Raw genomic sequence first — 22,462 nt, 5'->3', positions numbered from 1 at the left:
GTGAACAGGCCCTTGTTCAGATGATGCGGGGCTGCGTTCCCCGGAACGGGAGCCGGGGCGTCCGGACGGCGCCTGCCGTCCGGGACTCAAGGCGCCGGATGGCTACGGCAGGACAACGTCGCGCAGGTCGAGCACGTCGTCGGCGCGCTGGATGACCTGGATGTTTTCCTTCACGCCCCAGGACATGGGCTGCTGGTGCAGCGGTAGGTAGCCGAAGTCGCTGCGTACGATGCCGAAGGCTTCCTTGATCATCGCGTTGCGCTTGGCCTGGTCGGTTTCGACGCCGATCTTGTCGGTGAGCTCATCGACCTTCTTGTTGCAGTAGCCGCCCAGGTTGAACTGTCCGGCGGCCGTCTTGGCGTTGCGGCAGGAGGTCAGGTTCAGCAGCGTGTTGTGCGCGTCGGTCGAGCTGGGCGTCCAGCCGAGCATGTACATGCTGGTCTGGTTGCCGGCCTGCAGCAGGATCTTGCCGAAGTATTTCGACTTGGTCTGCGCCAGCAGGTTGATCTTGATGCCGATGCGCGCCAGCATGCCCGCGACCGCCTGGCAGACCTTTTCGTCGTTGACGTAGCGGTCGTTCGGGCAGTCCATGGTGACCGTGAAGCCCTTGGGATAACCGGCCTCGGCCAGCAGCTTCTTGGCGCGCTCGGGATCCGGCTTGTACGGCGTGCCGAAGGAATCGTCATAGCCGTTGATGGAGGTAGCGATGAGCGAGCCCAGCGGCTTGGCCGCGCCGCGCATGATCTTCTCGTTGATGGCCTTGGTGTCCACGGCCAGCACGACGGCTTCGCGCACCTTGGGATCCTTGAAGGGGTTCTTGCCCTTCACGTCGGAGAACAGCAGTTCGTCGCGGTCCTGGTCCATGCCGATGAAGATGGCGCGCGCTTCGGGCGCGGTCAGGGGTTTCACGCCCTTGGCGTCTTCGAGGCGCTTCCAGTCCTGGACGGGCACGGGCTGCACCAGGTCCATTTCGCCGGAGATCAGCGCGGCCACGCGGGTGGCTTCCTGCGAGATCGGCTGGAAGATGACCTCGTCCACGTTGGTCTTGATGTTCTTGTTCCAGTAGCCGTCGAAGCGCTTGAGCACCGTCTTTACGTCGGGTTGGCGCTCGGTGAGCATGAAGGGGCCGGTACCGTTGGCGTGCAGGTTGGCGTAGTTGCCCTGGTTGTCGCCCTTGACGTTGGTGGCTTCCGTGGTCTTGTTCTTTTCCGACCACGACTTGCTCATGATGTACAGGAACACCCATTCGCGCGGCAGGATGGGATTGGGCGTCGGGGTGGTGACTTCGATGGTGTAGTCGTCCACCTTCTTGATGTCGGACGCCTTGGCGCCGTAGCCCTTCATGTCCGAGCCCGGGGTCAGGCTACGCTTCCAGGAGAAGATGACGTCGTCCGCCGTGAACGGTGAGCCGTCATGGAACTTCACGCCCTTGCGCAGCTTGAACACCCACTTCGTGGGCTCGGGGTTTTCCCAGCTTTCCGCGAGCAGCGGGGTCAGTTTCAGGTTGCCGTCGTAGCCGGCCAGCGTTTCGTAGATATTGCCCTGGAAGCCCAGCGTGAACGTTTCGTTCAGGGCCATCGGGTCCATGGACGTGGCATCGCCTTGGTACGACCAGTGGAAAGTCTTGGCGGCAGCGCCGGCGCTGAACGCCAGGGATGCCGCGACGGCCGCAGCCAGCGCCGCTTGCTTCAGGTGGGGAAAAGTACGCATAGCCCTCATGCTCCGTGTAGTGCGCGGGTAGCGCGACAGAAGTGACAGGGCCCCGGCCCCATCGAGGGCGGGGGCATGGCGTTGCTGCTTACGACGAAAGGCGGAGTAGGGCCGAGCGGGACGCGGCGCGAATTGCGCGCGGGCCGATGATGGCGCTGCCGGGAATCACTGCGTAGGACTTCGACTTCACGATCGACCCAACCCCTTGTGACCTTGTGACTATCAGGACGGGGACGGACCCGCGCCGATGCAAAACGAATCTTATAGACGCATTCGTTTAAGCGTCAATCGGTTTGGATTGGGGTTAGTACGTGCTTGCAGGCAGCCTTGAATGGTGGATGCCCCGGCGCTCCCTGGGGCAGCGGGTCATGCCGCGGGCAGCGGCGCTTCTGCAAGGGTTTTCGCCAATGCGCCCACGACGCGCTTGCGGCGGTCGCTGTCTTCGTAGCCGTCGCCGAGAGCCGACCATTCGGGCCGGCTGCGGGCTTCCTTCAAGGCTTCGGGCAAGGGCCCTTTGCGCCAGGCTTCGTCATCCGGACGGTCGAGTTTCAGCGGCTCGCGCGCGGCATGGCCGCGGCGCTCCAGGGCTTCGATCAATTGCCGCTGGCGCAGCGCCAGCAGGCGCAGCACGGCATCGTCGACGCTGATCTCGCGCCAGCCGCGCAGCTTGCCGGCCACGCGCTTGCCCAGTTTTTCGACGCCTTGCCAGAGGCCGCCGGCGGCGGCCCCGATCAGCATGCCGGTGCCGAGGCTGAGGCCCGCGCTGAACAGGTCCACCGCGGCGCCCGCCATCGCGCCGGCGGCGGCGCCCATGCCGACCTGCACGCCCATGTCCTTCAATGCCTGGGGATGGAACAGGTCCATGCCCCAGCGCTCGCCCTGCAGCGGCAGCGCATCATCGGCGAAATCGGAGCGGCGGAAGTTGTAGAGCGCCAGCAGGGCGTCGACGCAGGCCTGCTCGCGCTGGCGCACCTGTTCGCGCAGCCGGTTCGAGGCGGCAAGGAGCGCCGATTCGTCGCTGGCGCTGGAGACGTGCAGGGCGGCCGCGTCGACCAGCAGATCGGCCAGCATGTCGTAGGCCGCGCCGCGGCGCGCGCGGCGCTGGGCCGCCAGGCTGTCGGACAGCTGCGCCAGCGCGGTGGCATGGCGGTCCAGCAGCACGCCGAGCTTGGCATAGAGCTGTTGTTCGCCGTCCAGCGGCGGCGCGACGGTATCGAACTCCACGACCGCATGCAGCCCCAGGCGGGCCATGGCGCCGCGCCACTCGTCGGCCCGGTGCGCGGGCGCGTTGACGAAGTTCAGCACCGGCAGCAAGGGCCGGCCGCAGGCGGCCAGGATGGCGAGTTCGTCGCGGTGCTTGCCCAGCACCGGATCGCGCGCATCGATCACATACAGCGCGGCGTCGCAGTCCAGCATCTTGGCCAGCACCCGGGCTTCCTGCTCGTAGCGGCCGTGCGCCTCGGGCGTGTCCAGGAAGCGGCGGATCCGGGCGGGGCCGTCCAGGCGCTCGCCAGGCCGGTCCAGCCGTTCCAGGTACTCGAGCAGGGAAATGCTGTCTTCCATGCCTGGCGTGTCGAACCATTCGAGCACCGCGCGCCCTTCCAGCCGCAGGCGCGCGCCTTCGACGTGGCGGGTGGTGCCGGGGCTGTCGGCGACTTCGCCGAAACCGGTGTCGCGGGTCAGCGTGCGCAGCAGCGAGGTCTTGCCGGTGTTGGTGTGGCCGACCAGCGCGATCTTGATGAGGTCGTCACGCATGGCCGGACTCCAGCCATGCGAACGGGGCGGCAGGCGTTTGCACGATGGCGTCCGCGGGCAGGCCCAGCGCGAGCAGGCGTTCACGCCAGAGCGGCGCGCGCGTGGCGGCGGCATCGGCGCTTGCGCGCGGCGGGATGAGCCAGACGCGGGTTTGCGCGGCATGGGCAGCAAGTTCCGCGATCAGCGACAGCGTGCCGCGGTCGGGCGTTTGGCGGGCATCGCACGCGATCAGGAGGCGGGTGGCCGCGGCCTGGGCCAGCGCGTCCAGCACGCGGTTGCGTTCCTCGCGGGTATCCAGATTGCCGGCCTGCTGCACGGCCTCGGGGACGTCCGAGGGCGGCCATTCCAGGTCCGCGGGCAGCTCCAGCCCCAGCACGACGGGCCGGCCGTCCAGGCCTGCCGGGGGCGCCGCGCGCACCCTGGGCTCGTGCAGCGGATCGACGGGGCGGTCGATGCCGGTGGACAAGGCGGGCGGTTCCAGCCTGTCGCGCAAGGCGGAAAAGCCCGGCAGCGCGGGATCGACGCGCAGGCCGCGCAGCGCGCGCAGTGTGCTGGCCGCGCACAGGGTTCCGGCCAGCAAGCGCGGCAGGATGCCATAGACGACCAGCACGCCGATCAGCCAGACCGACCACTGCACTTGCGCGTCGGCGGACAGGGCCTGCGTGCCGTCGCTGGCGCGGACCATGGCGGCGTCCGGCATGGGGAAGCCCAGATGGGCCGGCAGCCAGCCGATGGCGCGTGTGAGCGCTACGAAGGTGTCGGGCGCCAGCAAGGTGGTGGCCCAGATGAAACGATAGCTGGCGGTGGACAGCACGGCCAGCAAGGTGGCCAGCGCGGCGCACAGGGCCGTGAGCCACAGCAGGTGGCTGATGGCGCCGAACAGCCCGCGCAGGGCGCCTGCGCGGGCCAGGAGGTTCAGGAAGGCCTGAGGGACCAGCGCGCCGTCCGGGCCGCGGGCGAGTTTGCGCGTGGCCCAGAGCCACAGGCGCCCCAGCCCCGTTGCGGCGGACGCCCTGAAGAGGAAACTGCACAACCACAGCAGGAACGTCAGCGCGTGCAGGCCCAGCAAGGCGCCCAGCGCCCACAGGACGTTGACCGGCCGCGAGCCGTCGCCTAGCGCGCCCAGGGCGGCCGCCGCGCCAGAAAGGGCGGCAAGCGCGAACAGCGCGACCAGGATGCCCATCGCGCTGCGGCGCCAGGCGTCGACCAGGGGAGCGAGCCGCTCGCGCTGCGCGAGCAGCCCGGCGCGGGCCAGGATACGGGCGGGAAGGTCCGCGTCCAGTTGGCGCGCCCGGCGGACCGCGTCTGCGTCTTCCAGCGGGCCCCAGTGCGCTTCGCGCAGGCGGACGAGTTCCGCCAGCCAATGCGCGCGTAAGCGGCTTGGGTTGGCGGATTCAGCCAGGGGGGCAAGGTCGCGAGAGGTCGGGGACGGCATCGCGTCGGGCAGAGGCGCGGTGAGGCCTAAAGGCGGTGGGCCATTGTAGACCGGGCAGGTCCGGAAACGGGGCCGGACGAGGGGGCGTCAGTGCCCGCCGCGGGCGCTGCGGTATTGGCCGGGCGTGACGCCGACGGCGTCGCGGAAGACGCGGGCCAGGTGGCTGGCATTGCCGAAGCCGCTGGCCTGGGCGATGCCGGCCAGGTCGCCCTTGCCGGCCGCCAGCAGGCCGCGGGCGTGCGCCAGGCGCCTGGCCCTGACCCACGCGTGCGGCGGCTCGCCGAAAGAGGTATGGAACATGCGGGCGAAGTGGTAGGTGGACAGCGCGGCCACGCCCGCCAGCCGGTCCAGCGTGAGCGGTTCGGCCAGGTGCGCGTCCACGTAGTCCATGATGCGCCGCCGCACGCCGGGGGCAAGCCCGCCTTTCGTGGGCGCGCCGGCCTTGCGCGCGACGCCTTGGTTCAGCAGGTGATGCAGCACGGTCTCGGCGGCGCTGCTGGCCGCGACGCGGTCTGCGGGCTGCGCCCAGTCGGTGCCCAGCAGCTGCCGGCAGACGTCGATCAGCGAGTCGTCGTGGATATAGGTGCGGTCGCGCAGTTCCAGCGTGCGCGGCTCGCAGTCCAGCCGCATGACGGCTTCGCGGGCCAGGCGCTCCGGCGCAATGTACAGGTGCAGGAAATGCACCGTGTCGTTCATGCTCCAGCGCGAGTGGTGTTCGGCCGGCAGGACGCAGAACTTGCCGGCGCCGCCGTGCAGCGAGTTCTGGCCCACGCGGAAAGACTTGTCGCCGCCGCGCAGATAGAGCGACAGCGTATGGTGGCCGGGCGTTTCGTAGCCCAGGGTTTCGTGGGCGCTGCGCGACCATTGCGAGATCGCGACGCCTTCGCCCAGCGGCGCTGCGCGCAGCAGCGTCGCGGTGGAGCGCGCCAGCGTGCGGAAAACGGAGAAATCGGCCGGGGCCGAAGCAACGATAGCCATAGGATTGAAATGCTACTGCGATCTTGCGCGCGCCGCGCGCGCGAGCTTGCAAAAACCGCAAGAAACGGCAATCGCCCATGCGCCGGCAGGCGCACACTGGTGCCCTGGGCGGCCGCCTGCCGCCGATTCCCGTGTCCCTGTTTCCGCCTTGCCGCGCGCCGCACCGTGAACCTCTTCCTGTATTTCCTCACTGTCATCATCTGGGGCACCACCTGGATCGCCATCAAGCTCCAGCTGGGCGTGGTCGCCATTCCGGTGTCGATCTTCTACCGCTTCGCGCTGGCGGGCGTCATCCTGTTCGCGGCCCTGCTGCTGGCCCGCAAGCTGCAACGGCTGGACCGGCGCGGGCATTGGCTGTGCGTGGGCCAGGGGCTGTGCCTGTTCTGCCTGAATTTCCTGTGCTTCTACACCGCGACGCAGTGGATACCGAGCGGCCTGGTGTCGGTGGTGTTTTCGGCGGCGACCCTGTGGAATGCGCTGAACGCGCGCCTTTGGTTCGGCACGCGCATCGCGCCGCGCGTGATGGTGGCCGGCGCGTTCGGCTTTGCCGGACTGGTGCTGCTGTTCTGGCCGGAACTGGCCAGCCAGGAAGCCAGCCATGAAACGCTGCTTGGCCTGGGTTTCGCGCTGCTGGGCACCTTCTGCTTTTCCACCGGGAACATGCTGTCGTCGCTGCAGCAGCGCGCGGGCATCCGGCCCTTGACCGGCAACGCCTACAGCATGCTCTATGGCGCGGCGATCCTGCTGGCCGGCTGCGTGGCGGCGGGCCTGCCGTTCGAGTTCGACGGCTCGGCCACTTATGTGGGCGCCCTGCTCTACCTGGCCATCCTCGGCTCCGTCGTCGGTTTCACGGCCTACCTGACGCTGGTCGGGCGCATGGGGCCGGCGCGCGCGGCGTATTGCACGGTGCTGTTTCCGGTCGTGGCCCTGAGCGTGTCGTCGTATGCCGAAGGCTATCAATGGACGCCGCCGGCGCTGCTGGGCCTGGGCCTCGTGATGCTGGGCAACCTGCTCGTCTTCACGAAGTGGTCGCCCTTCGCGCGTCGCGCCGAGGCCGCCTAGGTGGCCAGGCCGCGCAGTCCGGCCAGCAGCCGCTCGATTTCGGCGTCGCTGGTCAGGTAGCTGACCGACGCCCGCGCGATCTGCGTCAGGCTGCGGGCCTCCATGTCGAGCGGGGTGTAGGGCACGCCGTTGCTGCCGATGGTCACGCCCTGCGCGGCCATGGCGCGCTGCACCGAGACGGCGTCGCGGCCCGCCAGATTGAAGGCCACCAGGCCGGAGCGCTCGCGCCCCTGGTCCAGCACGGTGAGGCCGGGAATGGCCGCCAGTTCGGCGCGCAAGGCCTGGGCGACGTCATCGATGCGGGCGCGGATGGCGTCCAGGCCGATGTCCAAGGCTTCCTGCAAAGCGTTGGCGAGCCCACAGCGCAGCGAGAGCGCGTTCTCGGCGGATTCCAGGCGTGCGGCGTCCTGGCGGAGCATGGGCTGGCCGTCGGCGCCCAGGGGCGCCGAATGCGTGTCCACGAATGCGGGGGTCAGCGTGTCGAGAAAGCTGCGCCGCACGTACAGCAGGCCGGTGCCGCGTGGACCGCGCAATGCTTTGCGCCCGGCTCCGCTGAGCACGTCGCAGCCGATCTGCGCCACGTCCACCGGCAGCTGGCCGACGGCTTGCGCCGCGTCCACGAAGTATGCGATGCCGTGCCGCCGCGCCACCTGCCCGATGGCGGCTGCCGGATTGATCAGCCCCCCGTTGGCGGGCAGCCAGGTCAGCGCGATCAGGCGCACCCGTTCGTCCAGCATGGTTTCCAGCGCCTGCGCGTCCACGCAGCCGCTTTCGTCCGAAGGAATGGTTTCCACCGTGGCGCCGGTGCGCTGTGCCGCGAGCCGCATGGCCGCCAGGTTGCCGCCCCATTCGTGGCGGCCGACCAGAATGCGGTCGCCGGGGCGCCAGGCCGGCAGCGCGGCGAAGGCCGCGCCCCAGCCGGACGAGTTGCCGCCGGTAAGCGCGATTTCTTCCGGTTGGGCATTGAGCAGCCGGGCCGCGAGCAGGCGGGCCCTTTCTGTTTGTTCCCGCGAGGCCACGCCGGCCTCCATCGGCCCCAGCGCGGCTTCGCGCTGCAGGTGCGCATGGATCGCCTGCAGCGTGGCAGCCGACGGCAGCGACGCGCCCGCATGATTGAAATGGACGGTGCTTTGCGTGCCCGGGGTCAGGCCGCGCAGCGCCTTGATGGCATCGGGGGTCAGGGGGGCGGACATGGCGGTTCCAGGGGGGGCGCCGGTCAGGCCTGCCTGAGCGCGACGACGGCTTCGACTTCCACGGCAACGCCCTGGGGCAGGGCCGCCACGCCGACGGCGCTGCGCGCGTGGCGGCCCGCGTCGCCGAACACGTCCACCATCAGGTCGGAGGCGCCGTTGGCGACGGCGCTCTGGCGGTTGAAGTCCGGCGTGCTGGCCACGAACACGCCCAGCCGGACGACGCGCGCCACGCGGTCCAGACGGTCGCCGGTCGCCGCGGCGATCTGCGACAGGATACCCAGCGCGGACAGGCGCGCGGCTTCCACGCCGTCGACATCGGAGATCTGGTCGCCCAGCCGTCCCAGATAGGCCGCCTTGCCGTCCTTGCGGGAGATCTGGCCGGAAATGTAGAGCAGATTGCCTTCCTGCACGCAGGAGACATAGTTGGCGGCGGGTGCGGCGGCGGCTTCCAGGGCAAGGCCAAGTTCGGCCACGCGGCCGGAGATCGTGCGGGTCATGAGGGACTCCTGAGTGGGATCGAAAGGGCAGTCCTCATGCTATCGGCCGCGGCGCGCCGTGACCAATCAATTCTTGCACAGTACACATGAGTAAAACTAATGTGTTTCGTCCGGCGCCGCGGCGGCCTGCTGCAGCCAGGCGTGGAAGCGTTCCGCGGCGTCGCTGAGCGCGCCGCGCGGCCTGACGAACCACCAGCCGATGCGGGGGGCTTCCAGCGTGGTGCCGGGCAGCGCTTCGACCAGCGCGCCGCTGGCCAGTTGGGCGCCGATCAGGCGGTGCCGTCCCATGGCCAGTCCCTGCCCCGCCAACGCGGCTTCCACCACGATGTTGTAGTCGTGCAGGCGCACGGGCCGCACGCGGCCGAGGTCCAGGCCGTGGCGTTGCGCCCAGGCGTCCCATTCGAACGGGTGCCTGGCGTGGGACGTCAGCAGGGGATAGCGCAGCAGGTCGTCCGGGCTGCGCGGGCGCTTCTTTCCCGCGATGAGCTCGGGGGCGCAGACGATGGACAGGCGCTCTGCCATCAGCAGCCGCGCCCGCACGCCGGGCCAGGCGCCGCGTCCGTAACGGATCGCCACGTCGACCTCGCCGCCCGCGACGTCGGCCAGCGCAATGTCGGGCAGCAGTTGCAGGTCGATGTCCGGATGGGCGGCGGCGAATCCCGCCAGGCGCGGCGCTAGCCAGCGCGTGGCGAATGAGGCCAGCAGCCCGACCCGCAGCTTGCTGCGCGCCGCCGCGGGCGCGCGGATCTCGTCGGTGCCCTGGCGCAGCAATTCGAATGCCGCGTGCACCCGTTCGTAGTAGGCCTGGCCGGCCGCCGTCAGGGCTACCGCGCGGGTCCGGCGTTCGAATAGCGCTACGCCCAGCGCCGCTTCCAGGCGCTGGATGTGGTGGCTGACGGCGCTTTGTGTGACGAACAGCTCCTGCGCTGCCTGGGAGAAGCTCAGGCGCCGCGCGGCGGCTTCAAAGGCGCGCAGGGAAACCAGGGCAGGCAGGGATCGCGCGGAACGCATGGGGCAGGCGGAATCGGGGTGAGGAAATGCGCATCATCGTACGCCGGACGGCGGGCAAGGCAAACGGGCCGGCGCACAATGCAAAAGGCCCGCAACGGATTGCGGGCCTTTCAGTACTGCATTCTTTGGCTCCCCGAGCTGGGCTCGAACCAGCGACCTGCGGATTAACAGTCCGTCGCTCTACCGACTGAGCTATCGGGGAACAGGTAGAGGGCCCGAATTATGCACAAAAAACGGAAGGAATGCAAAACGGCCCCCGGCTGGGGCCATTCAGGCGTGCTGGATGGCCTGCGCCGTGCGAAACAGCTGCGGCACGATGTCGCTCAGCAGCCGTTCGACGGGGTAATCGTGGCGCGGCGCGCTGACGCTGATGGCCGCCAGCGGCAGATCGCGGACATCGCGCAGCAGCACGGCCGCGCCGACCTGGTTCTGCAGGACCTGGTCTTCGGTCGTGGCATAGCCGTCTTCACGTGCCTGGCCGATCACCGCCCGCAGCGCGTCGGGTTGCACTACGGTGCGCGGCGTGAACGCGCGCGGTGGCGAACGATCGAGCGCCGCTTGCAGCGCCTTGTCGTCCAGCTGCGAGAGCAACATGCGCCCCGCGCTGTTGCACCACGCGGGCATGCGGCGGCCGGGCAGCATCTCCGCCAGCGTCATCTGGCGGCTGGGCAGGCGCAGCAGATAGACCATGTCGGCGCCCGCCAGCACGCTCATGTGCACCGCCAGCCCGCAACGATCGCGCAGCGCCACCAGATGCGGCGCGGCCATGGATACCAACCGGTCATTGCGCAGGAAAAAGTAGCCCAGCTCCACCACGCGCGGGCCCAGGCGGTAGCGGCGCGAAGACGTGTCCTTGATCAGATAGCCCAGCCGCTCCCAGGTATGCACGAAGCGCTGGGCGGCGCTCTTGCCCAGGCCGGTCAGCGTGGCGATGTCGGTCAGGCCCAGCGAGTCGCTGGCGTCGCGGAATGCCTCCAGCACCCGCACGCCCTTTTCCAGCGACGCGACAAAGAGCGGGTCGTCCGTTTCAGCGGCGGACGGCAGGGCCGCCGAGGCGGCTTCGGAAGCGGATAACGGGCGCGTCGCCATGGCGTTTCCTCGAGTGCCGGGAAGCGCGCCGACACGGCCGGCAGGCCACGGACGCTAGTTTCCCCGAATTGTTCGGATGTGGAATACCCACTATAAAGTTGATTATTCAATACTTTGTATTGCATAGCAATACGATTTAGGCAAAACATGACTATCGAATCGACCCTGTGCGAGATGTCCGCCGTTGCGTTGCGCGGGGAAATCGCCGCCGGACGCCTGAGCGCTCGCGAGGTGGTGTCCGCGCATCTGGCGCGCATCGACGCCTGGAACCCGCACGTGAACGCGGTGGTAACGCTGGACGCCGAGGGCGCAATGGCCGCCGCGGCCCAGGCCGACGAACGCCAGGCGGGCGGACACGCGCTGGGGCTGCTGCACGGGCTGCCCATCGTCCACAAGGATTCGTTCCTGACGGCAGGCATGCGCACCACTTACGGTTCGCCCCTGTACCGCGATTTCGTGCCGGAGCGCGACAGCCTGATCGTCAGCCGCGAGCGCGCCGCCGGGGCCATCACGCTGGGCAAGACCAATCTGCCGGAATTCGGCGCCGGTTCGCAGACCTTCAACAAGGTGTTCGGCGCTACCCGCAACCCCTATGACCTGCGCTTGACCGCGGGCGGCAGCAGCGGCGGCGCGGCCGCCGCGCTGGCTACCGGCATGGCGCCGCTGGCCGATGGCACCGACATGGGCGGTTCGCTGCGCAATCCCGCGTCGTTCTGCAACGTGGTGGGCTTGCGGCCCTCGCCCGGCCGGGTGCCGCAATGGCCGACTGCCAGCCCCTACAACACACTGACCGTCGCCGGTCCTATGGCGCGCACGGTGGCCGACGTGGCGCTGCTGCTGGCCGCCACGGCCGGATCCGATGCGCGCGACCCGCTGGCCATCGAGCAGGATCCCGCCCGCTTCCTGGACAGCCTGGAGCGTGATTTCCATGGCGTCCGGATTGCCTACGCGCCGACGTGGGGCGGCTTGCCCACCGAGCCCGCGGTGGAGCAGGCGCTGGCGTTGCGGTTGCCGGTGTTCGCGGACCTGGGGGCGCACGTGGAGCTCGCCTGCCCCGATTTCGCCGGCGCGGACGCCGCGTTCCAGGCCTTGCGCGGGCAAACCTTCGCGGTGGGCTACGAGGCGGCGCTGCGCGAGAACCGGCACCTGTTGAAAGACACGGTGATCTGGAACGTCGAGCTGGGCCTGCAGCAAGCCGCGGCGGCCGTCGTGCAGGCGGAGCGGGATCGCGCGGCGCTGTTCGCGCGCATGCATGCCTTCATGCAGACATACGAATTCATGATCGGCCCGGTCAGCCAAGTGCTGCCGTTCCCGGTGGAACAAGAGACGGTGAGCCGGATTGGCGACGCGGCCATGCAGAACTACATCGACTGGATGCGTTCGGGCTATTACCTGTCCCTGACCGGCCATCCCGCGATTTCCGTGCCCTGCGGCTTCACCGCCGAGGGCCTGCCCGTGGGCATCCAGATCGTGGGCCGCTACCGGCAGGAGCACGCGCTGCTGCAACTGGCCCATGCCTTCGAACAAGCCACGCAATACTGGCGCCGCGCTCCGGCGCTGCCCAACTGATCACCACAGACCACACAAGGGGAATTCCGCATGAGCAAGCACATCGCCAAGGCCGCGATCCTGTGCGTCCTGGCCGCCGCGCCGGCGCTGGCGCCGGCGCAGGACTATCCGACCAAGCCGATCACGATGGTCGTTCCGTTTCCGCCCGGCGGATCCACGGACGTGATCGGCCGCCTGTTTGCCGTCAAGCTGGGCGAGCGCCTGGGTCAGACGGTCGTGGTCGAAAACAAGCCAGGCGCCAACACCAGCATCGGCGCCACCGCCGTCGCGCGCGCTGCGCCGGACGGCTATACGTTCCTGCTCACCGCCGGCCCTACGTTCACACTGAACCCGCTGCTGTACCCGAACCTGAACTACGATCCGATCAAGAGCTTTGAGTTCGCGGCGCTTGCCGCCAGCACCTCGTTCCTGATCCTGACCAACAACGAGACCGGCATAGGCTCGGTGGCCGATATCGTCGGCAAATCCGCCGCCAAGCCGCTGAGCTTCGGTTCCTACGGCGCGGGTTCCACGCCCCACATCGCCGGCGAATCGCTGGCGCAGCGCACCGGCGCCAAGCTGCTGCATGTGCCCTACCGTGGCAGCGCTCCCGCCATGTCGGACTTGCTGGGCAATCAGATTCCGCTGACGATCGATACGTTGGTTGCGGGCCTGCCCCAGGTCAAGGCCGGCAAGGTCCGCGCCATCGCCCTGACCGGTAGCAAGCGCTCCTCGCTACTGCCCGACGTGCCCACCGTCGCGGAGAGCGGCGTCGCCGGTTACGACTTCGATACCTGGTTTGGCATCACTTTGCCCAAAGGCACGCCGGCCCCCGTCGTGGCCCGCCTGTCCAAGGAAATCGAGGCGATGCTGGGCGAACCGGATACGCGCGCCAAGCTCGAGCAGCTGGGATTCGAGCCCACGTTCGGCGATGCAGCCACCTTCCGCCGCAAGGTGGAAACCGAACTGGAGCGCAACGTCGCGATCATCAAGGCTGCGGGTATCAAGCCAGACTGAATAAAGTACGGGGACGCAAAAAAACCGGCTCAGGGAGCCGGTTTTTTCATGCGTTTCTTGGTGCCGGTGAAAGGAATCGAACCCTCGACCTTCTCATTACAAGTGAGCTGCTCTACCAACTGAGCTACACCGGCGATGCGTACCGGGGTACGCGCAGGGACTGCATTGTAATGAAAAACGAGCCCCCACGCCGCAGGCACTATTTAACGATGGTCAGGCGCGGGCGCTTGGGTTCGTCGTCGTCTCCGCCGTCGTCGCCGGGGGTGGCGGCGGCGTCGGAGCCTTCGGGCGCGGCGGTGGCCGCCGTGCCCTGGGCGCCGGCGGCCGGCGGTTCGTAGGGCTGCACTTCGAAGCCCATGCCCGCGCCGGTTTCACGCGCGTAGATGGCGCTGACGGCGCCCACGGGAACATAGACGTTTTCGGTCACGCCGCTGAAGCGGGCCTGGAATTCGATGAATTCATTGCCCAGCACCAGGCGGTTGGTGGCCAGCGTGCCGACGTTCAGTGTGATCTGCCCGTCGCGCACATGGGCGACGGGCACCATGGTGTGCTCGTCGACCTGCACGGTGATGTACGGCGTGTAGCCGTTATCGGTGCACCATTCATGCAGCGCGCGGATCAGATACGGTTTGGTCGAAGTTTCACCCATTGCGGAACAGCCTTAACGACGCATCACTTTTTCCGAAGGCGTCAGCGCTTCGATATAGGCCGGACGCGAGAAGATGCGTTCGGCGTACTTCTGCAGCGGAGCCGCGTTCTTGGGCAGTTCGATGCCGTAGTGATCCAGGCGCCACAGCAGCGGGGCCACGGCCACGTCCAGCATGGAAAATTCCTCGCCCAGCATGTACTTGTTCTTCAGCAGCATGGGAGCCAGCTGGGCCAGGCGATCGCGGATGTTCTGGCGCGCGTTGGCCAGCTTCTTTTCGTCGGGCTTGGCGCTGCGGTCTTCAAGCGTCGAGACGTGAACGAACAGTTCCTTCTCGAAGTTGTAGAGGAACAGGCGGGTGCGGGCGCGCATGACCGGGTCGGCGGGCATGAGCTGCGGGTGCGGGAAGCGCTCGTCGATGTACTCGTTGATGATGTTCGACTCGTACAGGACCAGGTCGCGTTCGACCAGAATGGGCACTTGACCGTACGGGTTCATCACCGAGATGTCTTCGGGCTTGTTGTACAGGTCGATGTCGCGGATCTCGAAATCCATGCCTTTTTCGAACAACACGAAACGGCAGCGTTGCGAAAACGGACACGTGGTTCCGGAATAGAGCACCATCATGGCGGTAAGTCCTTTATTAAAAACGAAAGGCCAGCGCCTTAATCTAGCAGGCGCTGGCCCCAATTGCCAGGCGGGATAGGCGTACGGCCCTATCCGCCGATCCCGTCCCCATTTACAACCGGGGACGGCGAAAAACCTGGCGGGGCGTTGCGGTTAGCGCACGTGTTTCCAGTACGAGGCATTCAGGCGCCAAGTAACCAGGAAGAACAACAGCAGGAACAACATGACGCCGACACCGAGGCGAACGCGGAACGTCTGGACGGGCTCGGCCATCCAGGACATGAACGCGGTCAGATCGGCGATGTCGTTGTCGTATGTTGCGACTTGGGCCGGGGTGGCGGCCTTGAATTTGGCATCGAAGGTGGCATGGCCGTGGTAGTTGGCTACCGGTTCGGCTTTGACCGTGGAAAAACCTTGTGCATCGTACACCGTGGTGACGCGTTCCCAGGTTTTGGGCGCGCCTTCCGCGCCTTCCACCTCGTGCATGGCGACGGTCGTGAGCTCGCGCGGACCCTGGCGTTCCCAGAGGGCATGAGGCATGCCGACGGCCGGGAAGACCAGGTTGTTCCAGCCCGTGGCGCGCGACGTGTCGCGGTAGAAGGTGCGCAGGTAGGTGTAGATGTAGTCGGAACCCGAGGGGCCGGCGTTCACGGACTTGGCGCGGGCGATCACGGACAGGTCCGGGGGCGTCGTGCCAAACCACTGCTTGGCGTCCTTCGGGGTCATGGCGACATTCATCATGTCGCCGACCTTTTCGCCGGTGAACAGCAGGCTTTCCTTGATTTGCTGGTCGGTCAGCCCGATGTCCTTGAGCTTGTTGTAGCGCATCGAGGACGCGCTATGGCAGTTCAGGCAGTAGTTGACGAACAGCTTGGCTCCGTTCTGCAGCGACGACATGTCGTTGACGCGGTACGGGGCCTTGTCCAGCGGGAAGCCGCCTTCAGCGGCGAAAGTGGAGGTGCACGCAAGCAACAAGGCCACGGCACCAATCAGCTTCTTGATCATGGTTAATCCGTTATCTGGTGGGCTCAGTGGGCGTGGAACGTAACGCGCTCGGGCACTTTCTTGAAGGTGCCAAGGCGGCTCCAGACCGGCATCAGGAAGAAGAATGCCAGGTACAGCAGCGTGCCGATTTGCGACGTGATGTTCAACGGCGGACTGGGCGGCTGCGTACCGATGTAGCCGAGCACCAGGAAGTTGACCATGAAGATGCCGTAGATCCACTTGTGCCACGTCGGGCGGTAGCGGATCGACTTGACCGGGGAATGGTCCAGCCACGGCAGGAAGAACAGGATGACCACGGTGCCGCCCATGGCGACCACACCCCAGAACTTGGCGTCGATGGCGCGCAGCAGCACGGCCACGACGATCAGGATGCCGGGGATGGCGACGCGCATGAAGCCCTTCAGGTTGCTCTTGATGAGCAGCGCGATGGCGCCCAGCACGGCGGCGCCCGCCAGCACCCAGGTGAACTCGTCGGTGGTGGCGCGCAGCATCGAGTAGAACGGCGTGAAGTACCACACCGGAGCGATGTGCGGAGGCGTCTTCAGCGAGTCGGCAGGGATGAAGTTATTGAACTCGAGGAAGTAGCCGCCCATTTCCGGCGCGAAGAACACGATGAACGCGAACACCAGCAGGAAGCCTGCCACGCCCATCAGGTCATGCACCGAGTAGAACGGGTGGAACGGAATGCCGTCTTTCGGGCGTCCGTACTTGTCCTTCGGGCCCTGCTTGATCTCGATGCCGTCGGGGTTGTTCGAGCCGACTTCGTGCAGCGCCACCAGATGGGCGGCGACGAGACCGACCAGCACCAGCGGAATGGCGATGACGTGGAAGGCGAAGAAGCGGTTCAGCGTGGCGTCCGATACGACGTAGTCGCCGCGGATCCAGATCGACAGCTCAGGGCCGATGAACGGGATGGCCGCGAACAGGTTCACGATCACCTGCGCGCCCCAGTAGGACATCTGGCCCCAGGGCAGCAGGTAGCCGAAGAAGGCTTCCGCCATCAGACAGAGGAAGATCGCGACGCCGAAGATCCACACGAGTTCGCGCGGCTTGCGGTAGGAACCGTAGAGCAGCCCGCGCAGCATGTGCAGGTATACGACGACAAAGAACATCGACGCGCCGGTGGAGTGCATGTAGCGCACCAGCCAGCCCCAGGGGACTTCGCGCATGATGTATTCGACGGATTGGAACGCGCGTTCGGCATCCGGCTTGTAGTGCATGACCAGGAAAATGCCGGTCACGATCTGCAGCACCAGCACCAACAGGGCCAGTGAGCCAAAGAAATACCAGAAGTTGAAATTCTTCGGTGCGTAGTACTCGGACAGATGGGCTTTCCAGGTGGAGGTCACCGGGAAGCGCCGGTCCAGCCAGCCCAACAGGCCTGTCGTCTCGACGGTTTTCTCGCCAGCCATGTAACGGCTCCTTCTCTCACGTGGCGTAATGCGGATTTACTTACGTAATGAAAAAAGCGCGACGCGAGCGTCAGGCCTTGTTGTCTTCATCGACGCCCACGATGATGCGGGTGTCGCTGAGATATTGGTACGGCGGGACTTCGAGGTTGTCGGGAGCGGGCTTGTTCTTGTAGACCCGGCCAGCCAGGTCGAACGTGGAGCCGTGGCAGGGGCAGAGGAATCCGCCTTGCCAGTTGGAGCCCATGCCGCCGCCGCCACCCGTTTCGAAGTGGGCGGTGGGCGAGCAGCCCAGATGGGTACAGATGCCGACGCAGACGAAGATCTCGGGCTTGCGCGACCGGCCTTCGTTTTCGGCGTATGCGGGGGTGAATCCCGGCCGCTTGGAGTCAGGATCGGCCAGCAGGGGATCCTGGGTCTTGAGGCCGGCGAGCTGTTCGGGAGACCGGTGGATGATCCATACCGGTTTGCCGCGCCATTCGACCGTTTTCATGGAACCGACGGGAATATCGCCGATTTCCACTTCTACGGGCGCCCCGGCCGCGCGGGCCTTTTCGGAGGGGGAAAACGTGCTCACTAACGGTATTGCCGTTGCGACACCTGCTACGCCACCCACAGCACAGGCGGTGGTTACCCAGAAACGTCGCGAAGGATCGGGCGGCAGATTGGGATCAACCGCACCGTCATCATCATGCACCAGCGTATCCTGACTCATCTTCCTATCCTTGTTGATGCGCCCGCTCTACGAGTAGCATCACTTCTGCGGCATCGGCTTCGCGGGAATATGTAACAACATAGCAACCGCGTATTATAGCGCCAGCCCATTGGGGGGCGTATCACGAAGGGAGTGCTTTTATGAGCAAAGCGACTGGTTTCGTCAAAGAATTTCGAGATTTCGCTGTAAAAGGCAACGCGGTGGACCTGGCGGTCGGTGTCATTATCGGCGCGGCGTTCGGCAGAATCGTTGATTCGCTGGTCAAGGACATCGTCATGCCGCTGGTCAATTTCGTGCTTGGCGGTTCGGTCGATTTTTCCAACAAGTTCCTGGTTCTGTCGATGCCGGACGGCTATAGCGGGCCGATGACCTACGCCGAACTCACCAAAGCGGGGGCCAATGTCTTCGCGTGGGGGAACTTCGTCACGATCATCATCAACTTCGTGTTGCTGGCCTTCGTGATCTTCTGGATGGTCAAGGCCATCTACAAGGCCCGTACCAAGGCCGAGGAAGCGCCGGCCGCGCCCGCCGCGACGCCCGAGGACGTCGCGCTGTTGCGCGAAATCCGCGATCTGCTCAAAAAGTAACCAGAAACACGCGGGATCGAGCCGGCCGCGCCCGCCGTGGGCCGGTTTGATCCCGGATTGGCAGGGCCCGGGTGCCTACCCGGCAGCCATTTGCCGCTCCACGCGGCGCGCAAACATGGCAAAACTGGCGCGGACGATGCTCGGCTTGAGCAGAAAATCATGGGATTCCGCGGCCAGCTCATTATCGACAGGCGTCACTTCCCCGTATGCCGCGGCGGCCAGCAGCTGATTGCGGGCCGCGCGCTCCATGAGCACCGACAGGTACAGCGCCTCCTCCACCGAAGCCCCGGCGGCCAGGAATCCGTGGTTCGCCAGCAGGATGCACCGCTTGTCGCCCAGTGCCCCCGAGATGATTTCACCTTCCTGGTCGGCGATAGGAAGGCCGGGCCATTCCTTCAAATGCGCACAGTCGTTGTGGAACGGGGTCGCGTCCATGTGCGCAACGACCAGCGGCTTGCCCGTCATCGACAGGGTGGACACATAGGGCGGGTGCGTGTGGATGATGCACTGCACGTCGGGGCGGTGGCGGTACACCCAGAAATGGAAGCGCACGGCAGGGTTGGGCGTGCCCGGGCCCTCGAGCACTTCCATGTCTTCATTGATGCGGATGACGGAGCCGGGCGCTATTTCGTCGAACGCATGGGCCATCGGCGTCGTGAGAAACGTGCCGTCGGCGTTGCGTACGGTGATCTGGCCCGCCAGGGTTTCCGAATGGCCTTCGCTAGCGAGAATGCGGCAGCTCAAAGCCACCTTTTCCTTCTCGCCCCAGCTCCCGAAGTCGAGCTTGTTCGCGGAGCGCGCAAAAAAGGCGTCGGAATGGGCTTGTTTGTCTAGCATGGGGTCTCCTTGGGGATAATGGCTCCATTACACGCCCGCCTGCGCTTGCCGCAATTGACCGATCACGAATGCGGGTTGACTCAATGCGACAGGAACCCGGGCGCCGCGCGGCCGCCGCCGGCCGGGCTGATAGAGTGAGCCGAGCCATGCAACGTGCCAGCCAGACGATGAACCAAGCAGCCCGGCCCGCCTTGTCCGAGGTGGATCTCAATTTCGCGCCCCAGTTCCGTCCCTTCTATGCGCAGGAGATTTCCGGGTACCAGCGTGAGCTGGACAAGCTGATCCTGCCGGGGGAATTCCGGGCGCTGACAGAGCAGCCGAGGTTGCAGCTGCAGGCCTGCCGGCTGCGCGCGGGCGGGCTGGTGGTGAGCCTGGAGGCCACGCCGATTTGCGTGAATCACCGCGCGGAGCACGCCGCCGATCTGCAGCACGCCGAGTTCCTGGCGAGCTTCGTGATTGCGGGGCACGGCGTCATCGTGCAGAACGAGGCCACGCTGCTGCTGGAGCCCGGCGACATCATCTTTCGCACGACCGCGCTGCCCTCCGAGATCCACATGCTTACCGATTCACGCCTGGTGGTGGTCAAGGGGCCGCTGTCGCGCCTGTTGGGCGCGCACAGCCTTGCGATGTCGCAGTTCACCGCGCAACGCGCGGTGGCGAGCCTGCCGATGGTGCAGACCGCCCACCGTTGCTTGCATCACGTGTTCTTCGACAAGGCGGAATCCAACCCTACGTCGTCGTTGTTTGCGGAGCAGGCGCTGCTTGCCCTGCTCGCCTCGATCTACACCAGTCAGGCGCTCGAGAAGATTCCCAGCGTCGCGCGGGTGCCGGCGGATAACTGGCAGATACTGGCCAGCTACATTGAGGCCCACATCACCGATCCGGAGCTTTCGGTCCAGGCCGTGGCGGACGTTCTGCGCGTTTCCCCTCGCTGGGTGCACCGGCTTTTCAAGGCGCGCGCGCTGCAATACACCCGCTACGTGCGCGAACGCCGCCTGCAGCTGGCCAAGGAAGCGCTGGAGGATCCGAGGCGGTGGCACGTCGAGGTCAAGGAAATCGCCGTCTCTTGCGGTTTCCAGCACACGAGCCATTTCATTCGCCGCTTCCATGAGCGCTTCGGGATGCCGCCCGCCCTGTACCGCAAGGCCGCCCGAACCGGCGGCGGCCCCGCGTAGGCGCTTGCTTCGGCGCGTCAGCCGCGGCGCGCGTCCTGCGGCGTCGGTTTCATGAGGAAGGCCGAGGTGCCGGCGACGACGCCGAGGAACGCCAGGTAGATGCCGACAGGAAGGATGCTGTCGAACTTCTGGACCAGCGTGGCCGAGATAAGAGGCGCCAGGCCGCCGCCGATGGCGGCGGAGAATTGCACGCCGATGGACAGCCCGGAATAGCGCAGTTCCGCGGGGAACTGGACGCTGTAGAGGTTCGACTGGGGCGCGATCATGATCGCGTAGTTGAACGCCATGGCGATGAAGACGGCAATGCTGTAGGCCACGAGCGAGCCGCTGCCCACGGCAAGAAAGATCGGGATGGCCATGACGCCCAGGAACATCCCGCCCCAGCCACAGACTCGGCGCGCCCCGATGCGGTCGGCCAGCACGCCGAAGAGCGGGATGGTGAACATCAGCACGCCGGCGCCATACAGCAAGGCATGCAGTGCGTCGGTCCGGCTGAATCCCAGCTTCGACACGGCATAAGACACCGAGAACACGAGGAAGGTGTAGATGAGGGTTACCTCGGCGATCTTGCAGCCGATGCACAGGATGAGGGACTTGCCATGCGTGCGCAGGAGTTCACCCAGCGGCATTTTTTCCTCGAGCGGCTGCCGGGCCAGGGCCTTCTCGCGCTTGACCTGCTCGAACTCGGGCGATTCGTCGATGCCGTGGCGGATGAACAGGCCCACGACGATGAGCACGGCGCTTGCGACGAAGGGCAGGCGCCAGCCCCAGGAAAGGAAATCGGCCTCGGGCAGGCGCGTTACCAGCGCGAAAGAGCCCACCGACAGCAGGATGCCCAACGGCGCGCCCACCAGCGGCAGGCTGCCGAAAAATGCCTTCCATTTCGGCGGCGCATGCTCCACCGCCATCAGCATGGCGCCGCCCATTTCTCCGCCGAACGAAAGGCCTTGCCCAATCCGCAGCACGACCAGCAACACCGCCGCGGAAATGCCGATCTGTTCGTAGGTCGGCAACAGCCCGATCAGCACGGTGCATATGCCCATCAGCAGCAGGCTCAGCGTCAGCATCGACTTGCGTCCGATGCGGTCGCCGAAGTGGCCGAAGATGATGCCGCCGATGGGTCGGGCAAGCATGCCGCTGGCAAAGGCGCCGAAGGCCGCGAGCGTTCCTGTGACCGGGTCGAATTGCGGGAAGAACAGTTTGTTGAATACCAGCGCAGCGGCCGTCCCGTAGGCGAGGAAGTCGAAAGCTTCCACGGCGGTGCCGACCACCGTGGCGACGGCGATTCGAAACAGGTTCGGCTTCTTGTGTGGTCGGGACAGCGGTTGTGCGGTCTGAATGGCGTCCATGTTGTTTCCTCTTGGCGGTTTATTGGTTTTTGTGGGGCGTGCGATCTATGAGCCCGGCGGGACGTATCCGGGCAGCTGCTGAATGCGCTGGCGCCATGCGGCAAGGGCCGGATAGGCCGTGATGTCGATGGCGGCCTCCTCGGCCAGCGCGGCGTAGCCGTAGCAGGCGATGTCGGCCACGGTTGGCACGTCGCCGCCAGCGAGCCAGCGGGTTTGCGCCAGGCGCTTGTCCATGCGGCCCAGGACGCGCGCCGTGCGGCGTTCCATGCCGGGCACGTCCAGCAGCGATTCGCTGACGCCCAGGTGGTGCGCCGCCTCGGCGTTGCCGACCACGTGCGTCAGCCGGAGCGGCTGCAGGCTGTTTGCGATTTCGTTGGCGGATACCGAGATCCAGGCGTGCATGGCGCCGAGCCGAGGCGGCGGCGCCAGCCATTGAGGGGCGTACTGGTGGGCGAGATGGAGCAGGATGGCGTGGCTGTCCCAGATGGAGAGGCCGCCGTCGACGAGCGCGGGAACTTGCTGGAACGCGCTGATGCGCTCGAACGCCTCGGTCTGGTTCTTGCGCGCCAGGACGTCGACAAAGCAGCTTTGATAGTCCTGGCCGATGAGTGCGAGAAAGAGCCGGACCTTGTAGCAGTTGCCGGAGCGTGGGTGGTCGTAGAGTGTCAGCATTCTGTGTAGCCCGGGTGAGAAAAACCCGGCCGGAAAAGCCGGACCGGGAGCTGCTGCATGGAATGCTAGGGCGGGGTGGCGCCACCGGAGTTGACAGGGAGAGAACCCCGATTGACCGGATGCGACGCGCAGCGGCGCGCGCGCG

At 66.5% G+C, this 22,462-nt stretch carries 21 protein-coding genes and 2 tRNA genes; 5 read left to right on the top strand and 18 right to left on the bottom strand.

What is annotated here, in order from left to right:
• Positions 1-102 precede the first annotated feature (102 nt).
• The 4 genes from AGI3411_RS26620 to AGI3411_RS26605 all read right to left on the bottom strand — a co-directional run bounded on the left by AGI3411_RS26620 (position 103) and on the right by AGI3411_RS26605 (position 5,878).
• On the bottom strand, positions 103-1,710 hold the full coding sequence (locus tag AGI3411_RS26620) for an ABC transporter substrate-binding protein (RefSeq protein WP_129530322.1): 1,608 nt from the start codon (positions 1,708-1,710) through the stop codon (positions 103-105).
• 366 nt (positions 1,711-2,076) lie between these two features.
• Complete coding sequence (locus AGI3411_RS26615; RefSeq protein WP_129530321.1) at positions 2,077-3,465, bottom strand: GTPase/DUF3482 domain-containing protein; 1,389 nt, start codon at positions 3,463-3,465, stop codon at positions 2,077-2,079.
• Complete coding sequence (locus AGI3411_RS26610) at positions 3,458-4,900, bottom strand: DUF2868 domain-containing protein (protein ID WP_129530320.1); 1,443 nt, start codon at positions 4,898-4,900, stop codon at positions 3,458-3,460. The genes AGI3411_RS26615 and AGI3411_RS26610 overlap by 8 nt, the downstream gene beginning before the upstream one ends.
• An 87-nt stretch (positions 4,901-4,987) precedes the next feature.
• Positions 4,988-5,878 (bottom strand): AraC family transcriptional regulator, encoded by an 891-nt coding sequence (locus AGI3411_RS26605; protein WP_129530319.1) that lies wholly within the window; start codon positions 5,876-5,878, stop codon positions 4,988-4,990.
• Positions 5,879-6,043: 165 nt separating this feature from the next.
• Between AGI3411_RS26605 and AGI3411_RS26600 the strand changes: the two genes are divergently transcribed.
• Positions 6,044-6,940, top strand: a complete 897-nt coding sequence (locus AGI3411_RS26600) for a DMT family transporter (RefSeq protein WP_129530318.1) — start codon at positions 6,044-6,046, stop codon at positions 6,938-6,940.
• Here the strand turns inward: AGI3411_RS26600 and AGI3411_RS26595 are convergent.
• The 5 genes from AGI3411_RS26595 to AGI3411_RS26575 form a co-directional block, all read right to left on the bottom strand.
• Positions 6,937-8,133, bottom strand: coding sequence for an aminotransferase class V-fold PLP-dependent enzyme (locus tag AGI3411_RS26595; RefSeq protein WP_129530317.1), 1,197 nt, complete (start codon positions 8,131-8,133; stop codon positions 6,937-6,939). The two genes, AGI3411_RS26600 and AGI3411_RS26595, sit on opposite strands and share 4 nt — an antisense overlap.
• A gap of 23 nt (positions 8,134-8,156) precedes the next feature.
• Positions 8,157-8,630 carry a RidA family protein gene (locus AGI3411_RS26590; protein WP_129530316.1) on the bottom strand — a complete coding sequence of 158 codons (474 nt, stop codon included), beginning with the start codon at positions 8,628-8,630 and terminating at the stop codon, positions 8,157-8,159.
• A 96-nt stretch (positions 8,631-8,726) separates the two neighbouring features.
• Positions 8,727-9,641, bottom strand: coding sequence for a transcriptional regulator GcvA (gcvA, locus tag AGI3411_RS26585; RefSeq protein WP_129530315.1), 915 nt, complete (start codon positions 9,639-9,641; stop codon positions 8,727-8,729).
• A 126-nt stretch (positions 9,642-9,767) separates the two neighbouring features.
• Positions 9,768-9,843: transfer RNA gene (locus AGI3411_RS26580), tRNA-Asn, on the bottom strand.
• A gap of 68 nt (positions 9,844-9,911) precedes the next feature.
• Positions 9,912-10,730, bottom strand: a complete 819-nt coding sequence (locus AGI3411_RS26575; protein ID WP_129530314.1) for an IclR family transcriptional regulator — start codon at positions 10,728-10,730, stop codon at positions 9,912-9,914.
• A gap of 147 nt (positions 10,731-10,877) precedes the next feature.
• Between AGI3411_RS26575 and AGI3411_RS26570 the strand changes: the two genes are divergently transcribed.
• Positions 10,878-12,299, top strand: coding sequence for an amidase (locus tag AGI3411_RS26570; RefSeq protein WP_129530313.1), 1,422 nt, complete (start codon positions 10,878-10,880; stop codon positions 12,297-12,299).
• 30 nt (positions 12,300-12,329) lie between these two features.
• Positions 12,330-13,295: a Bug family tripartite tricarboxylate transporter substrate binding protein gene (locus tag AGI3411_RS26565; RefSeq protein WP_129530312.1), complete on the top strand. Its 966-nt coding sequence runs from the start codon at positions 12,330-12,332 to the stop codon at positions 13,293-13,295.
• A 58-nt stretch (positions 13,296-13,353) separates the two neighbouring features.
• On the opposite strand, the gene AGI3411_RS26560 is transcribed toward AGI3411_RS26565, so the two are convergent.
• The 6 genes from AGI3411_RS26560 to petA all read right to left on the bottom strand — a co-directional run bounded on the left by AGI3411_RS26560 (position 13,354) and on the right by petA (position 17,697).
• Positions 13,354-13,429: transfer RNA gene (locus tag AGI3411_RS26560), tRNA-Thr, on the bottom strand.
• Positions 13,430-13,494: 65 nt separating this feature from the next.
• On the bottom strand, positions 13,495-13,944 hold the full coding sequence (locus tag AGI3411_RS26555) for a ClpXP protease specificity-enhancing factor (RefSeq protein ID WP_129530311.1): 450 nt from the start codon (positions 13,942-13,944) through the stop codon (positions 13,495-13,497).
• Between the two features lie 12 nt (positions 13,945-13,956).
• Positions 13,957-14,568: a glutathione S-transferase N-terminal domain-containing protein gene (locus AGI3411_RS26550; RefSeq protein ID WP_006388039.1), complete on the bottom strand. Its 612-nt coding sequence runs from the start codon at positions 14,566-14,568 to the stop codon at positions 13,957-13,959.
• Positions 14,569-14,721: 153 nt separating this feature from the next.
• Positions 14,722-15,573: a cytochrome c1 gene (locus AGI3411_RS26545; RefSeq protein WP_129530310.1), complete on the bottom strand. Its 852-nt coding sequence runs from the start codon at positions 15,571-15,573 to the stop codon at positions 14,722-14,724.
• Between the two features lie 23 nt (positions 15,574-15,596).
• The gene (locus tag AGI3411_RS26540) at positions 15,597-16,985 is read right to left on the bottom strand and encodes a cytochrome b (protein ID WP_129530309.1); all 1,389 of its coding nucleotides are present in this window, start codon (positions 16,983-16,985) and stop codon (positions 15,597-15,599) included.
• A 70-nt stretch (positions 16,986-17,055) separates the two neighbouring features.
• On the bottom strand, positions 17,056-17,697 hold the full coding sequence (gene petA, locus AGI3411_RS26535; RefSeq protein WP_129530308.1) for a ubiquinol-cytochrome c reductase iron-sulfur subunit: 642 nt from the start codon (positions 17,695-17,697) through the stop codon (positions 17,056-17,058).
• Between the two features lie 140 nt (positions 17,698-17,837).
• Here petA and mscL point away from each other — a divergent pair, with 140 nt between their 5' ends.
• A complete protein-coding gene (gene mscL, locus AGI3411_RS26530) occupies positions 17,838-18,284 on the top strand; it encodes a large conductance mechanosensitive channel protein MscL (RefSeq protein WP_129530307.1) in 447 nt (148 codons plus the stop codon).
• Between the two features lie 75 nt (positions 18,285-18,359).
• Here mscL and AGI3411_RS26525 read toward each other — a convergent pair whose 3' ends face one another.
• Positions 18,360-19,121 (bottom strand): aldolase, encoded by a 762-nt coding sequence (locus tag AGI3411_RS26525; protein ID WP_129530306.1) that lies wholly within the window; start codon positions 19,119-19,121, stop codon positions 18,360-18,362.
• A 146-nt stretch (positions 19,122-19,267) separates the two neighbouring features.
• Between AGI3411_RS26525 and AGI3411_RS26520 the strand changes: the two genes are divergently transcribed.
• A complete protein-coding gene (locus AGI3411_RS26520) occupies positions 19,268-20,296 on the top strand; it encodes a helix-turn-helix transcriptional regulator (protein WP_129530305.1) in 1,029 nt (342 codons plus the stop codon).
• A 17-nt stretch (positions 20,297-20,313) separates the two neighbouring features.
• On the opposite strand, the gene AGI3411_RS26515 is transcribed toward AGI3411_RS26520, so the two are convergent.
• Together AGI3411_RS26515 and AGI3411_RS26510 are read right to left on the bottom strand one after the other, a co-directional pair.
• The gene (locus tag AGI3411_RS26515) at positions 20,314-21,645 is read right to left on the bottom strand and encodes an MFS transporter (protein ID WP_129530304.1); all 1,332 of its coding nucleotides are present in this window, start codon (positions 21,643-21,645) and stop codon (positions 20,314-20,316) included.
• A gap of 45 nt (positions 21,646-21,690) precedes the next feature.
• Positions 21,691-22,317 carry a glutathione S-transferase family protein gene (locus AGI3411_RS26510; RefSeq protein WP_129530303.1) on the bottom strand — a complete coding sequence of 209 codons (627 nt, stop codon included), beginning with the start codon at positions 22,315-22,317 and terminating at the stop codon, positions 21,691-21,693.
• Positions 22,318-22,462 lie beyond the last annotated feature (145 nt).

Origin of the sequence: Achromobacter agilis, assembly GCF_900496965.1 — a bacterium.
Lineage (GTDB): Bacteria > Pseudomonadota > Gammaproteobacteria > Burkholderiales > Burkholderiaceae_B > Achromobacter > Achromobacter agilis.
Note: the sequence above shows the minus strand (reverse complement) of the source record. Positions and strands in the feature narration are given on the sequence as shown.